Source organism: Streptomyces sp. NPDC087906 (assembly GCF_055584925.1).
The window spans coordinates 1-13,131 of the sequence record NZ_JBVJLC010000017.1; the positions used below are offsets into that span (position 1 = coordinate 1).

General features: G+C 72.7%; 12 protein-coding genes and 1 rRNA gene. 11 read left to right on the forward strand and 2 right to left on the reverse strand.

Annotated elements, in window-relative coordinates:
* Positions 1–87, forward strand: a 5S ribosomal RNA gene (rrf, locus tag ACZ63I_RS32605); the annotation flags it as partial.
* 991 nt (positions 88–1,078) lie between these two features.
* Entirely contained in the window at positions 1,079–1,792 is a 714-nt protein-coding gene (locus tag ACZ63I_RS32610; protein WP_469343123.1) for a tetratricopeptide repeat protein, read from the forward strand.
* Between the two features lie 85 nt (positions 1,793–1,877).
* Here ACZ63I_RS32610 and ACZ63I_RS32615 read toward each other — a convergent pair whose 3' ends face one another.
* Positions 1,878–3,155, reverse strand: coding sequence for a DUF1015 domain-containing protein (locus ACZ63I_RS32615; RefSeq protein ID WP_469342944.1), 1,278 nt, complete (start codon positions 3,153–3,155; stop codon positions 1,878–1,880).
* Positions 3,156–3,228: 73 nt separating this feature from the next.
* Between ACZ63I_RS32615 and ACZ63I_RS32620 the strand changes: the two genes are divergently transcribed.
* The 4 genes from ACZ63I_RS32620 (at position 3,229) to ACZ63I_RS32635 (ending at position 7,388) form a co-directional block, all read left to right on the forward strand.
* Positions 3,229–4,257 (forward strand): HAD hydrolase-like protein, encoded by a 1,029-nt coding sequence (locus ACZ63I_RS32620; RefSeq protein WP_469342945.1) that lies wholly within the window; start codon positions 3,229–3,231, stop codon positions 4,255–4,257.
* Positions 4,258–4,397: 140 nt separating this feature from the next.
* On the forward strand, positions 4,398–5,408 hold the full coding sequence (locus ACZ63I_RS32625) for a FecCD family ABC transporter permease (protein WP_469343125.1): 1,011 nt from the start codon (positions 4,398–4,400) through the stop codon (positions 5,406–5,408).
* The gene (locus tag ACZ63I_RS32630; RefSeq protein WP_469342946.1) at positions 5,405–6,445 is read left to right on the forward strand and encodes a FecCD family ABC transporter permease; all 1,041 of its coding nucleotides are present in this window, start codon (positions 5,405–5,407) and stop codon (positions 6,443–6,445) included. Before ACZ63I_RS32625 ends, ACZ63I_RS32630 begins: the two co-directional genes overlap by 4 nt.
* Before the next feature lie 109 nt (positions 6,446–6,554).
* The gene (locus tag ACZ63I_RS32635) at positions 6,555–7,388 is read left to right on the forward strand and encodes an ABC transporter ATP-binding protein (RefSeq protein WP_469342947.1); all 834 of its coding nucleotides are present in this window, start codon (positions 6,555–6,557) and stop codon (positions 7,386–7,388) included.
* Between the two features lie 51 nt (positions 7,389–7,439).
* Here ACZ63I_RS32635 and ACZ63I_RS32640 read toward each other — a convergent pair whose 3' ends face one another.
* A complete protein-coding gene (locus tag ACZ63I_RS32640; protein ID WP_469342948.1) occupies positions 7,440–7,787 on the reverse strand; it encodes an SCP2 sterol-binding domain-containing protein in 348 nt (115 codons plus the stop codon).
* A 42-nt stretch (positions 7,788–7,829) separates the two neighbouring features.
* On the opposite strand from ACZ63I_RS32640, the gene ACZ63I_RS32645 reads away from it, so the two are divergent.
* From ACZ63I_RS32645 to ACZ63I_RS32665, 5 genes are all read left to right on the forward strand, one after another.
* Positions 7,830–8,129 carry a hypothetical protein gene (locus tag ACZ63I_RS32645; RefSeq protein WP_469342950.1) on the forward strand — a complete coding sequence of 100 codons (300 nt, stop codon included), beginning with the start codon at positions 7,830–7,832 and terminating at the stop codon, positions 8,127–8,129.
* Between the two features lie 7 nt (positions 8,130–8,136).
* Positions 8,137–8,952, forward strand: a complete 816-nt coding sequence (locus ACZ63I_RS32650; protein WP_469342952.1) for a TlyA family RNA methyltransferase — start codon at positions 8,137–8,139, stop codon at positions 8,950–8,952.
* Complete coding sequence (locus ACZ63I_RS32655) at positions 8,949–9,857, forward strand: NAD kinase (protein WP_469342954.1); 909 nt, start codon at positions 8,949–8,951, stop codon at positions 9,855–9,857. Before ACZ63I_RS32650 ends, ACZ63I_RS32655 begins: the two co-directional genes overlap by 4 nt.
* 112 nt (positions 9,858–9,969) lie before the next feature.
* A complete protein-coding gene (gene recN / locus ACZ63I_RS32660; RefSeq protein ID WP_469342956.1) occupies positions 9,970–11,721 on the forward strand; it encodes a DNA repair protein RecN in 1,752 nt (583 codons plus the stop codon).
* Between the two features lie 182 nt (positions 11,722–11,903).
* Complete coding sequence (locus ACZ63I_RS32665) at positions 11,904–12,992, forward strand: glycosyltransferase family 4 protein (RefSeq protein WP_469342957.1); 1,089 nt, start codon at positions 11,904–11,906, stop codon at positions 12,990–12,992.
* Positions 12,993–13,131 lie beyond the last annotated feature (139 nt).

Here is a 13,131-nt window from a genome sequence, read left to right on the forward strand (position 1 = left end):
GGTTACATTCCGAACCCGGAAGCTAAGCCTCATTGCGCCGATGGTACTGCAGGGGGGACCCTGTGGGAGAGTAGGACGCCGCCGAACAATCTTTGAAGGGCCCGTGGTCCAGCGTTCAACGCTGGGCTACGGGCCCTTTTTTTGTTTTGTCCTTTTCTGCATGATGCGCACCCGAAGGCCGGTTGCGCGAGAATGACTGCGTCACCCGAAGACAGGAGCTCAACCCATGTCCCCCAACTCCTCCGAGGATCGTCCCGACCGCGAGCAGCCTCGCCGGGACAACAGTGGTGACCGGGGCGGGTTCCGTGGGGGTCGTGACGACCGTGGGGCCCGCTCCAGTGGCCCCCGTCGTGACGACCGCCCCAGCAGCAGTCCTCGGCGTGACGATCGCGGTCGTGATGATCGCGGTGGCCGGCCCAGCAACAGCGGTGGCACCGGCGGCGGTTTCGCGCGTCGTGACGACCGTCCCAGCGGGCCGCGTCGTAGTGACGACCGGCGCGACGACCGTCCCTCCTTCCGTCGTGACGACCGAGGTGACCGGCCGAGTGGTCCGCGTCGTGACGACGACCGTGGTGGACGCCCCAGCACAGGCGGCCGTCCGAGCACCGGGGGCCGTCCCACCGGCGGAGGCCGTCCCAGCAGCTCCGGGCGCCCGACCGGCGGTGGCAGGCCCACCGGTGGTGGTCGTCCCACCGGCGGCCGTGACGATCGCGGCCGCGACGATCGCGGTAGCAGGCCCAGCAACAGCGGTGGCGGTTACGGGCGTCGTGACGAGCGGCCGAGTGGTCCGCGCCGTGAGGACGACCGTGGCGGACGTCCCAGCACAGGTGGGCGCCCCAGCACGGGCGGCCGTCCCAGCAGTGGTGGGCGTCCGACCGGCGGTGGTCGTCCCACCGGCGGTCGTGACGATCGCGGCGGCCGTCCCACCACGGGCGGTGGCGGCGGCGGTTACGGTCGGCGTGACGATCGGGACCGTGGCGGATACCGCGGGCGGGACGACAACCGGCGCGACGACAGCCGTGGTGGCGGCTACACCCGCCGCGATGACCGCGAGCGGGACAGGGAGCCGATCAAGCGGCTGCCGATTCCCGACGAGGTCACCGGGTTCGAGATCGACAAGAGCGTCCGGCAGGAGCTGATGAGCCTGCCCAAGACCCTCGCCGACGACGTCGCCAGGAACCTCGTCATGGTCGCGCAGCTCATCGACGACGACCCCGAGCAGGCGTACGCGTACTCGCGTATCGCGCTGCGGCTCGCCTCCCGCGTCTCCGCCGTGCGCGAGGCCGCAGGCTTCGCCGCGTACGCGACGCAGAAGTACGGTGAGGCGCTTGCCGAGTTCAGGGCCTCGCGGCGGATGACCGGCGGCGTGGACCTGTGGCCCGTCATGGCGGACTGCGAGCGCGGCCTCGGCCGCCCCGAGCGTGCGATGGCGATGGCCGGCGAGCCCGAGGTGCAGAAGCTCGACAAGGCCGGCCAGGTCGAGATGCGGCTGGTCGCCGCCGGCGCCCGCAGGGACATGGGGCAGATCGATGCCGCCATCGTGACCCTGGAGAGCCCGGAGTTGGGGTCGAGCGCCATTCATCCGTGGACCTCGCGGCTCCGTTACGCCTATGCCGACGCGCTGTTGTCGGCCGGGCGTGAGGACGAGGCACGCGAGTGGTTCGCCAAGACGATCGAGGCAGACAAGGACGGGGCGACGGACGCGTCCGACCGGCTCGCCGAGCTGGACGGGATCGAGTTCGTCGACGCCGAGGCGGCCGACGAGGACGCTGACGGAGACGACGAGAAGTGACCGTGTAGTCCGACGAGAGGGCGGCGCCGGAATCCCGAACAGGGTTCCGGCGCCGCCCTTTTGCGTTGCCCGGCCGCAGCCGCACTCAGTCCAGCGTGAGGCTCCGCATCACCAGACCGGTCGCGGGCTTCGGTCCGAACGACGTAGATTTGCGCGGCATCGTGACGCCCTGGCGGGCCAAGTCCCGTACGACGTCCTCGCGTACCGGGTGCAGCAGCACGGCGGTCGAGCCGTTGCGTTCGGCGTGCTCGACCACCGCGTCGGTCTCGTGGATGTACGCGATATGTTCGCGGTCGTCGGGGATCCGCAGGATGTGGTCCAGCAGTGTGCTGTGCAGCACCGTCGCGTCCAACTCCCGCCAGGCCGCAGGCCGGTCGGCCGGGATCGTACGGGCCAGCAGTGCGGGGTCCGGGCGGTCGACCAGGTGGAAACGGCCGTCCCCTGCGAGCAGGAACGCGGTTCCGTCCTCGGCCGCCGCACCGAGGGCGCCCAGGGCCGCCGGTAGCGGTCCTTCGACCGTGCGCACGCGGAAGGCGCCGTCGAGAGCGTCGAGCGCGCGGGCCACCGGTATGCCGTGCAGCAGCCGGTGGATGGCCCGCACCCGCAGCGGATAGCGGTTCGTGTCGACGAGCAGGACCAGCCCGTAGCTCCACGGTCCGCCCGCCGCGTGCTCCGTACGCAGCCGCAGATACGTCGCCCACCGGTGGTGGCCGTCCGCGATCAGCGCCTGATGGCTGCCCAGGTCCGCGGCGATCTCGGCGAGTTCGGCGGGATCGGTGACCGACCACAGCCGGTGGCTGAAGCCGTCCTCGGTGGTGGTGGCGAGCAGCGGGGCCTTGCCGACCGTGCGCTCGATGACCGCCGCGGTGCCCGTGTCCTGAGCTGTGCCGCGGTAGGTCAGCAGCAGCGGCTCCAGGTTGGTCGCCGTCGTGCGCATCAGGGCCGCGCGGTCCGCCACCACGTCCGGCATGACGTCCTCGTGCGGCAGCACGATGCCGTCCGCCGGTTCGGAGAGGGCCAGCGCCCCGATGATCCCGCGCTGCAACACCTCGCCCCTGCGCTGCTCGTAGACGTACAGCGCGGGGTCCGGGTCCGGGGCGATGACACCCTCGCCCCGCCAGCGCTCCAACGTCTCCGCCGCCTGCCGGTGGCGCTCGTCGGCTGTCGGCGCCTGCGGCAGGATCAGCCGGACGATGTTGTGGGGATCCGCCGATTCGAGGTGCTGCAGTCCGTCCGGCCTGATGACGACGTCGTACGGCGGTGACGTCACGGCGGCGAGGCTGCCGACCAGTTCGGGGACGTAACGCAGGCCGCGGAAGGGAAGCAGCCGCAGCCCATCGGGCGCCGGACCAGTCGTCTTCATCTGAGCATGGTAGGTGGGATGCGGCTATGAGCGATGATCTGGGGGATGGTCCCGAGCGAGGAGCGGAAGACGGATGAGTCAGCAGGGCAGGTCCAGGCCGGGCAGCAGCGCCGAAGCGCTGGACGAGACGTACGACACGGCTCTGCTCGATCTTGACGGTGTGGTGTACGCGGGCGGTTCCGCCATCGCGCACGCCGTCGAATCGCTCGGCACGGCGCGGGACGCGGGGATGCACCTGGCATACGTGACGAACAACGCGCTCAGGACGCCGGACACCGTCGCCGGGCATCTGACGGAGCTGGGGGTGCCGGCCGAGGCGGCCGATGTGATCACGTCGGCGCAGGCGGTGGCGCGGCTGATCGCCGAGCAGGTGCCGGCCGGGGCCAGGGTGCTGGTCATCGGCGGGGAGGGGCTGCGGGTCGCGCTGCGCGAACGCGGCCTCGAACCGGTGGAGTCGGCGGACGACGATCCCGCCGCCGTCGCCCAGGGGTACGGCGGTCCCGACCTCGCCTGGGGGAGGTTCGCCGAGGCCGGTTACGCGGTGGCCCGCGGTGTGCCGTGGTTCGCCTCGAACACGGACCTGACGATTCCGAGCGGGCGCGGGATCGCGCCGGGCAACGGGGCGGCCGTCGAGGTCGTACGGATCGCGACCGGCGCCGAACCGCAGGTCGCGGGCAAGCCGTTGCCGCCGATGCACCGGGAGACGATCCTGCGGACCGGCGCCAAGCACCCCCTGGTCGTGGGGGACCGGCTGGACACGGACATCGAAGGCGCGTTCAACGGCGAGGTGGACTCGCTGCTCGTGCTGACCGGCGTCACGGACGCGGCCCATCTTCTTGCCGCCGAGCCCAAGCACCGGCCGACGTATGTGGACGCGGATCTGCGCGGACTGCTGACCGGGCAGCCCGAAGTGACGGATGCCGACGGCGGGTTCGGCTGCGGCGGGTGGACGGCGGCCGTGCGCGACGACGCGTTCGTCCTCGACGGGGACGGCGCCGCGCTGGACGGGCTGCGCGCGCTGTGCGCCGCTGCCTGGACGCAGGCCGGTGAGGGCTCCTGCACGCTCGACGCGGGGAAGGTGCTGGCGAAGCTGGGCTTCTGAGCGGCGGGGGCTGCGCGCTGGAGGGCCGCCCGCAGGGGCTCTGAGCAGGCACGCAGCCCCCTCACCGGGGTGGCTTGTCAGGGTAGGCTAGCCTAACTTCCGTGTTGGTCGACCGTCCCTCCGAACAGCGCGCGGAGCCCCTGCCCGCAGCGCCGCCCGCGCGCCGCACCCTGCGTGCCGCCGGGTTGCTGCTCGCTCTCTGCGTGCTGCTCCTGGTGTGTGTCGCGAGCATCGCCGTCGGTGCGAAGTCGATCTCGCCCGCCGACGTGTGGCACGGGCTGTTCCACGCTTCGGGCACCGACAACGACGTGATCGTCACCGACGTACGGTTGCCGCGCACCGTCCTCGGGCTGCTCGTCGGCGCCGCCCTCGGGCTGGCCGGCGCCGTGATGCAGGCGCTCACCCGCAACCCGCTCGCCGAGCCGGGGCTGCTGGGTGTCAACGCCGGTGCTTCGGCGGCCGTGGTCTCCGCGATCAGCTTTCTCGGCGTCACCTCCCTGACCGGGTACGTGTGGTTCGCCTTCGCCGGCGCCGCCGTCGTGTCCGTGGCGGTCTACGTCCTCGGCGGCAGCCGTGGCGCCACTCCCGTACGGCTCGCGCTCGCCGGTACGGCGGCGAGCGCCGCGCTCTTCGGCTACGTCAACGCCGTCCAACTGCTGGATTCGGCCGCGCTCGACCGGCTGCGGTTCTGGACGGTCGGCTCGCTCGCCTCTGCCGACATGTCGACCGTCGGCAAGGTGTGGCCGTTCATCGCGGCCGGTGTGCTGCTCGCGCTGCTGATCGCCCGCCCGCTGAACGCCATGGAGCTGGGTGACGACACCGCACGGTCCCTGGGCGCGCGGCTGACCCGTACGCGCGTGCTCGCGATGCTCTCCGTCACCCTGCTGTGCGGGGCGGCGACCGCCGCGTGCGGGCCGATCGTCTTTATCGGGCTGATGGTGCCCCACCTCGTCCGTACCGTCACGGGCCCCGACATGCGCTGGATCCTGCCGTACGCGGCGGTCCTCGCGCCGGTGCTGCTGCTCGGCTCCGACGTGCTGGGCCGGGTCGTGGCCCGGCCCTCGGAACTGCAGGTCGGCATCGTCACCGCGCTGGTCGGCGGCCCCGTCTTCGTCCACCTCGTCCGCCGCAAGAGGATGGCCCAGTTGTGAGCGCGCCGACACGGGTGATCCGTACGCCCGGTGGACTGTCCGTACGGTTCGACGGCCGGTCCTGTCTCGTCCTTCTCCTGCTGACGGTGGCGGCGCTCGCCGCCGGGGTCGTCCTGATCGGCAGTGGCGACTTCGCGATGTCGCCGGGCGACGTCGTGGCCACCCTGGTCGGGAAGGGCACGGCCTCGCAGGAGTTCATCGTCCGTGACCTGCGGCTGCCCCGGGTGCTCGTGGGGCTGCTGGTGGGCGGGGCGCTCGGGATCGGCGGGGCCGTCTTCCAGTCCGTCAGCCGCAACCCGCTCGGCAGCCCCGATGTGATCGGCTTCGGCCAGGGCGCGACCGTCGGCGCGCTCGGCGTGATCGTGCTCTTCCACGGCGACGCGGCGGCCGTCTCGGCCGGTGCGCTGGCCGGCGGTCTGCTGACCGGCGCCGGTATCTATCTGCTGGCGTGGCAGCGCGGGGTGCACGGATACCGGCTCGTGCTCGTCGGTGTCGGCGTCGCCGCGATGCTCACGGCCGTCAACTACTACCTGATCACCAAGGCCGATCTGAACGACGCGACGCGGGCCGTGCTGTGGATGACCGGCACGCTCGACGGCCGCGACTGGGCGCAGTTCTGGCCGCTGCTGGTCCTCTGCGCCGTGCTCGCGCCGCCGGTCGTCGGATACGCCCGGCCGCTGCGGGTGATGGAGATGGGCGACGACGCGGCGTACGCGCTCGGCATACCGGTCGAGCGGGTGCGGGTGCTGCTGATGGGCGCGGCGGCGCTGCTCGTGGCCGCCGCGACCGCCGCCGCCGGGCCGATCGCCTTCGTCTCGCTCAGCGCGCCCCAGTTGGCCCGCCGGCTGACCCGCGCGCCGGGACCCAACCTCGCCGCCTCCGCCCTCATGGGCGCCGTACTGCTGCTGGCGGCCGACTGGGTCGCCACCAACGCGTTCGGCGGCCGGGAGCTGCCGGTCGGGGTGGTCACGGGCGCGCTCGGCGGCTGCTACCTGCTCTGGCTGCTGGTCACCGAACGCAAGGCGGGACGCATATGAGAGCGGTACGCAGATGACGGCCCCCACGGCCCCCACGGCCCCCACGGACCCGCCGGCCCCGCCCGCTCCGGTGGACCCGACAACACCCCCGACCGCTAAGGCTCCTTCCATGCAGCGCCTCACCGCGGAATCGGTGACCCTCGGCTACGACCGGCGGATCATCGCCCGCGATCTGTCCGTGGAGATACCCGACCACTCCTTCACCGTGGTCGTCGGACCGAACGCCTGCGGCAAGTCGACATTGCTGCGTGCGCTCTCCCGGATGCTCAGGCCGTCCGAGGGGCGGGTGCTCCTCGACGGCGCCGCCATCCACTCGCTGCCGGCCAAGAAGGTCGCCAGGACCCTCGGTCTGCTGCCGCAGTCCTCCGTCGCGCCCGACGGCATCACCGTCGCCGACCTGGTCGCCCGTGGCCGCTACCCGCACCAGGGGCTGCTGCGGCAGTGGTCGCCCGACGACGAGCGGACGGTCCACGAGTCGATGGCGGCGACCCGTATCGACGATCTCGCCGATCGCTATGTCGACGAATTGTCCGGCGGACAGCGCCAGCGGGTCTGGATCGCGATGGCCCTCGCCCAGCAGACCCCGCTGCTGCTCCTCGACGAACCCACCACCTTCCTGGACATCCAGCACCAGATCGAGGTGCTGGACCTCTGCGCCGAACTGCACGAGACGGCGGGCCGCACGCTCGTCGCCGTCCTGCACGACCTGAACCACGCCGCCCGCTACGCCACGCATCTCATCGCCATGCGCGACGGGGCGGTCGTGGCGGAGGGGCCGCCCTCGGAAGTGGTCACGGCGCCGCTGGTGGAGCGGGTGTTCGGGCTGCGCTGCCAGGTCATCGAGGACCCCGAGACGGGTACGCCGCTGGTGGTCCCCGCAGGCCGCCGCGCCAGGAGCCGGGGACCGGGTCAAGCAGCCCTGCCGACAGTTCCGAAGAAGTGAACGCCCCGGAGAAGTGAGCGGAGAAGTGACTGGGCAGTCCCGGAGAAGCGACTAGAGAAGCGACTTCAGCCGCAGCAGGTCGCGGAAGCCCGCATCCAGCTTGACCCGCCCCGAACCCCAGGCCCGTACGAAGTTCAGCTCACCGTCGACCAGCGCGACCAGGTCGTCGCCCGCCATCGCCAGCCGGATCTGCGCCGGTTCGCGCGGCGGGCCCGGCCGGGTGTCGGCCACCTCGATACGGCCGTCCGTCAGCCGGCCCGTGAAGGTGATGTCCAGATCCGTGATGTGGCAGCTCAAAGATCGGTCGAACCCGGCAGCGTCGCGAACCTTTCCGTCCGCCCCTGCCAGATTGTCCGAGAGCCTGTCGAGTGCGCCACGGCACTCCTCCTTCGTCGCCATCGTGATCGACGGTACCCCACCCCTTCGGGGTAGCGTCGTGGCATGAGCGACTCGATGGCGGGAACGGCCGGTGGCGACGGCCCGCACGACCCTGAACCGCGGCCCCTGGGGGTGGTGCGGACCCCGACGGGCAACGCCGATGTGGACGGCCAGCTCGCCCGGCTCGACGATGTGGACCACCTGCCCGCCGAGGGCCATGTCGAGGTGTACGAGGATGTGCACAGGGGCCTGCGCGACACCCTGACGGCGCTCGACGCGCGCCCGGCGCACCCGGGCCCCCCGGCGCCGGCAGCGTCGTCTTCGCCTTCGCCGGCCTCGTTCACGTACGACCACAGGAGCTGAACCGAACGTGGCAGGACTGGCACGCCGCCGTCTCGATGCCGAGCTGGTACGCCGCAACCTCGCCCGCTCACGCGAGCACGCGAGCGCGCTGATCGCCGCCGGCCGGGTCACCGTCGGCGGCAACACGGCCACCAAACCCGCGACCCAGGTGGAGACCAGCGCGGCCGTCGTCGTCACCGAGGACGACGGCGATCCCGACTACGTCTCGCGCGGCGGCCACAAACTCGCGGGCGCCCTCGCGGTGTTCGAGCCGCTCGGCCTCGTCGTACGCGGCAGGCGCGCCCTCGACGCCGGTGCGTCCACGGGCGGCTTCACCGACGTACTGCTGCGGGCCGGCGTCGCACACGTCGTCGCCGTGGACGTCGGATACGGACAACTCGCCTGGTCGCTGCGGAGCGATGAACGGGTGACCGTCAAGGACCGTACGAACGTACGTGAGTTGACGCTCGACCTGATCGGGGGAGTGCCTGTGGAGGTAGTCGTGGGGGATCTGTCGTTCATCCCGCTCGGCCTCGTGCTGCCCGCGCTGGTGCGCTGCGCGGCCGACGAGGCCGATCTGGTGCTGATGGTCAAACCGCAGTTCGAGGTGGGCAAGGAGCGCCTCGGCAGCGGCGGTGTCGTACGCAGTCCCGAGCTGCGTGCTTCGGCCGTGAAGAACGTGGCGGGGAAGGCCGCCGAACTCGGCCTCGGCGTACGGGGGGTCACGGCGAGCCCGCTGCCCGGCCCCTCGGGGAACGTCGAGTACTTCCTGTGGCTCAGCGCCGGAGCGCCCGCACTCGATCCGGCGGACGTCGACCGTGCAGTGGCGGAGGGACCCCGTTGACCGCGAACGCAGACCGCACCGTGTTCCTGCTGGCGCACACCGGAAGACCGGCGGCGATCCGCAGTGCCGAGCGGGTCGTCAACGGGCTGGTGCGCAACGGACTGCGGGTACGCGTCCTGGAGGCCGAGGCGGCCGACCTGCCGCTGTCGGGCTCCGTCGTGGAGACGGTCCCCGACGCGACCCCCGAGGCGCTCGACGGCTGCGAGCTGCTGATCGTGCTCGGCGGCGACGGGACGCTGCTGCGCGGCGCCGCCTTCGCCCGCGCCTCGGGCGTCCCGATGCTGGGCGTCAACCTCGGCAGGGTCGGGTTTCTCGCCGAGGCGGAGCGCGACGACCTTGACCGGGTCGTGTACCGGGTCGTCACCCGCGCCTACGAGGTCGAGGAGCGGATGACGATCGACGTCGTCGTACGTATCAACGGCGCCGTCGTGCACCGGGACTGGGCGCTCAACGAGGCGGCCGTGCAGAAGGTGTCCCCCGAGCGGATGCTGGAGGTCGTCCTGGAGATCGACGGCCGTCCCGTCACCGGCTTCGGCTGCGACGGCATCGTCTGCGCCACCCCCACCGGGTCGACGGCCTACGCGTTCTCGGCGGGCGGCCCGGTCGTCTGGCCCGATGTGGAGGCGCTGCTGATGGTCCCGATCAGCGCCCACGCGCTGTTCGCGAAGCCGCTGGTCACCTCCCCGACGACGGTGCTGGCCGTGGAGGTGCAGCAGGACACCCCGCAGGGCGTCCTGTGGTGCGACGGGCGCAGAACGGTCGAGCTGCCGCCGGGGGCCCGGGTCGAGGTACGGCGCGGCGCCGTCCCCGTACGGCTGGCGCGGCTGCACCACGCGTCGTTCACGGACCGGCTCGTGGCCAAGTTCGCCCTGCCGGTTTCCGGCTGGCGCGGAGCCCCGAACTGACCCCGGGCGTGCGGCGCTCCCGCAGGTCGGAGCCGGTACGGCCGGCGCCGTCCTGCGGGAGCCCGGCCGATCGGGGGGTGGGGTCCGTCGCACAGGGGGGCCCGGACCTCGTATGGTCATGACCGTGTTGGAGGAGATGCGGATACGGTCGCTCGGAGTCATCGACGACGCTGTGGTGGAGCTGTCACCCGGCTTCACAGCGGTGACCGGTGAGACGGGCGCCGGCAAGACCATGGTCGTCACCAGCCTCGGGCTGCTGCTCGGCGGACGCGCCGATCCCACGCTCGTACGGATCGGCGCGAAGGCGGCGGTCGTCGAGGGGCGGATCACGCTGTCCGCGGGATCGGCCGCGGCGCTGCGCGCCGAGGAGGCGGGGGCCGAGCTGGAGGACGGTGCGCTGCTCATCAGCAGGACCGTCTCTGCCGAGGGGCGCTCACGGGCGCACCTGGGCGGCCGCTCCGTGCCCGTCGGCATGCTGGCGGAGCTGGCGGACGACCTCGTCGCCGTACACGGCCAGACCGACCAGCAGGGCCTGCTGCGGCCCGCCCGGCAGCGCCAGGCCCTCGACCGGTACGCGGGTGACGCCGTCACCGGACCGCACGCGAAGTATCTGGCCGCCTACCGCAGGCTGCGGGCCGTCGTCGCCGAACTCGACGAGCTGACGACCCGCGCCAGGGAGCGCGCCCAGGAAGCCGATCTGCTGCGCTTCGGCCTCAACGAGATCGCCGCCGTCGAGCCGCTGCCTGGCGAGGACGTCGAACTCGCCGCCGAGGCCGAGCGGCTCGGCAACGCGGAGGCGCTGGCGTCGGCTGCGGCCCTCGCGCACGGCGCGCTCGCCGGCGACCCCGAGGACCCGGAGGGCGTCGACGCCACCACGCTGGTGGGCGGCGCGGGCCGCGCTCTGGAGGCCGTACGCTCCCACGACCCGGCGCTCGCCGGGCTCGCGGAGCGGATGGGCGAGATCTCGATCCTGCTCTCGGACGTGGCCGGCGAACTCGCCAGCTACGCCGACAACCTCGACGCCGACCCGCTGCGGCTCGGCGCCGTCGAGGAGCGCCGCGCCGCGCTCTCCGCGCTGACCCGCAAGTACGGCCAGGACATCGCCACAGTCCTGGCCTGGTCGCAGGAGAGCGCCGCCCGGCTGACCGAGCTGGAGGGCGACGACGACCGGATCGGCGAGCTGACCGTCGAACGCGACGCGCTGCGCGCCGAGCTGTCCGGGCTCGCCCAGGCGCTCACCGACGCCCGTACGGAAGCGGCTGATCGCTTCGCCGAAGCCGTCACCGCGGAACTGGCGTCGCTGGCCATGCCGCACGCCCGCGTCTCCTTCGACATCCGGCAGACCGAGGCGGCGGACGAGACGTCCGGCATCGAGGTCGGCGGGCGCGCCGTCACGTACGGCACGCACGGCGTCGACGAGGTCGAACTGCTGCTCGCCCCGCACCCGGGCGCCCAGCCCCGGCCGATCGCCAAGGGCGCTTCGGGCGGTGAGCTGTCGCGCGTGATGCTCGCCGTCGAGGTGGTCTTCGCGGGCTCCGACCCGGTGCCGACGTACCTCTTCGACGAGGTCGACGCGGGCGTCGGCGGCAAGGCGGCGGTCGAGGTGGGCCGCAGGCTCGCGAAGCTCGCCAAGTCGGCGCAGGTCGTGGTCGTGACGCACCTGCCGCAGGTCGCCGCCTTCGCCGACCGGCAGTTGCTGGTCGAGAAGACCAACGACGGTTCGGTGACGCGTTCGGGAGTGACCGTCCTGGAGGGCGAGGACCGGGTGCGGGAGCTGTCGCGGATGCTGGCCGGCCAGGAGGACTCCGAGACGGCGCGGGCCCACGCGGAAGAACTCCTGGCGACGGCACGCGCCGACGCGTAATCTGCGGAGCCTTCACCCGGGTGAGTGATTCAACGGGCCGATATCGCGCTGGCGGACGCAAGAACGCCACCTCCTCGGTGCCGGAACGTGCGTACGGGCTGGCATCCTTGACGGCAGACCCGCTGCGGCGCACCCCCGCCGCGGCGGCCCCAGCCCGCCCCCGATCCAGGAGCCTTGGCCACGTGACACAACTGCGTACGGTCCAGGTGCTGGGCGGAGGCAGTGCGGGCAGCAGCGCGCACGTCCGGTCGCTGACGGCGGGACTCGTCGCCCGGGGCGTGCGCGTGACGGTGTGTGCCCCCGCCGAACTGGACGACGCCTACGACTTCCGGGGCGCCGGGGCGCGGCACATCCCCGTACCGCGCTCCGGCGACCCGGCGTCGGTCGCCGCGCTGCGGGTGGCCTGCGTCGGCGCCGACGTGGTCCACGCGCACGGACTGCACGCCGCCGTACGGACCGCCCTCGCCCTCGGCGGCCGCCGGGTGCCGCTCGTCGTGACCTGGCACACCCGCGCCCTCGACGAGGGCGCGCGCGGCCAGGTGCTGCGGCTGCTGGAGCGAAGAGCCGTACGAGCGGCGGCCGTTGTGCTGGGCACGTCGTCGGGTCTCGTCGACCGCGCCCGTGAGCGCGGAGCGCGCGACGCCCGGCTCGCACCGCTTGCCGTACCGGCGCCCCGGGCGGGCGCGGGCGGCTCCGAGAGCAAGGCCCGCGCCGAACTGGGCGCGGTGGAGCGACCGTTGGTGATGGCGGTCGGAAGTCTCGTGCCGCACCACGGCTATGACGTGCTGTTGGACGCGACCAACACCTGGAGCACGCTCGACCCGGCGCCGCTGCTCGCGGTGGCGGGCGAGGGCCGGGAGCGCGCCAAGCTGCAACGGCGCATCGAAGAGGACGAGTTGCCGGTACGGTTGATCGGCAGACGCGACGACGTCAGCGAACTGCTCGCCGCCGCCGACGTCGCCGTACTGCCCAGCCGCTGGGAGGCGCGCTCCGTCCTCGCGCAGGAGGCGTTGCGGCTGGGAGTACCGCTGGTCGCCACGGCGGTCGGCGGGGTGCCCGAACTCGTGGGCGAGGCGGCGGAACTCGTCCCGTACGGAAACGCGGCGGCGCTCTCCCGCGCGGTGCTGCGCCTGCTGGCCGACCCGCGCCGCCGCCACGAACTGACCGCGGCGGGCCGCGCCCAGGCCGCGACGTGGCCGACGGAGGACGACACGATCGCCCAGATCCTGAGCGTGTACGACGAGTTGACGCAACCTTGGTCGTTCGCGTAGTCGCGGTGTCGCCGTCCGGCGCGGTGTCGCCGTCCGGCGCGGTGTCGCCGTCCGGCGGGGGTTGCGGGTCTTGGTTGCGGTGGTCGCCGGTGGCCGTTCCGGGGTCGTGTCCTGCGCTGCACGATTTACGGCGCGTGCG